Below are 262 nucleotides of genomic sequence, written 5' to 3' on the forward strand. Positions count from 1 at the left end.
ACAAAGGCAAAGCCCTGGCCCTGTATCACACCAAGCGACTCGCCAACCCCGGACAGCGAATCGTGTTGTACGCCAAAGACCGCGGCTGCAGCGCCCCGGGCTGCACCCTGCCCGGCTACTACTGCGAACTCCACCACGTCACCGACTGGGCCACGTGCCACACCACCGACATCAACAACCTCACCTTCGCCTGCGGCCCCCACCACCGCCTGCTACAACCCGGCGGCTGGACCACCCGCAAACACACCAACGGCGACACCCA

1 protein-coding gene is annotated in these 262 nt (G+C 65.6%); it reads left to right on the forward strand.

Translation table 11 applies throughout. The features are described 5' to 3' along the window. Positions 1–262, forward strand: a 262-nt coding sequence (locus BST14_RS28715; protein ID WP_245845868.1) for an HNH endonuclease signature motif containing protein, incomplete at both ends; no start/stop codon positions are given.

It is taken from the genome of Mycobacterium arosiense ATCC BAA-1401 = DSM 45069 (genome assembly GCF_002086125.1).
GTDB lineage: Bacteria > Actinomycetota > Actinomycetes > Mycobacteriales > Mycobacteriaceae > Mycobacterium > Mycobacterium arosiense.